Annotated in this window: 1 protein-coding gene; it reads right to left on the bottom strand. The window is 68.3% G+C overall.

Going from position 1 to position 552, the window contains the following annotated elements; all coding sequences use genetic code 11:
• Nucleotides 1-368: ATP-dependent DNA ligase (locus tag A5650_RS24185; protein WP_502687104.1), on the bottom strand; the 368-nt coding region annotated here is incomplete at its 3' end.
• Between the last annotated feature and the right edge of the window lie 184 nt (nt 369-552).

Below are 552 nucleotides of genomic sequence, written 5' to 3' on the forward strand. Positions count from 1 at the left end.
AGCAGATCGAACGCGATGAAGGCCGCGGGTGTCTTCTCGGCCAGCATCCGGACCCGCGAGTCGGCGGGATGGATGCGTTGCTGCAGAGCCTCGAAGTCGAGGCCGTGGCCGGCAGCGACGACGATCTCGCCGTCGATGACGCAGCGTGCGGGTAGCTCCGTCCCCGCGGCCTCGACCAGCTCTGGGAAGTAGCGGGTCAGCGGGCGTTCGTTGCGGCTGCCGAACTCGACCTCGTCGCCGTCGCGGAAACAGATCGACCGGAAGCCGTCCCACTTCGGTTCGTACGACCACACACCGGCCTCGGGCGGGACCTTGGCCTGGGCCTTGGCCAGCATCGGTTCGAGCGGCGGCAGTACGGGCAGGCGCATTCGGCCATTGTCGCCTCGGGCGCGATGACGCGGTGAACCGGCGATGACATTTCCCGGTGTCGGCGGTCTGAAGTGGCGTGGACGCAATAATGGGCGGGGTGGAGCTTCCCGTACTGCCGCCGCTCGAACCGATGCTGGCCAAGGCCCAGGCCAAGGTCCCGCCCGAGGCCGGTGTGTGGTCGTA

The organism is Mycobacterium sp. 1164985.4, assembly GCF_001668575.1.
GTDB lineage: Bacteria > Actinomycetota > Actinomycetes > Mycobacteriales > Mycobacteriaceae > Mycobacterium.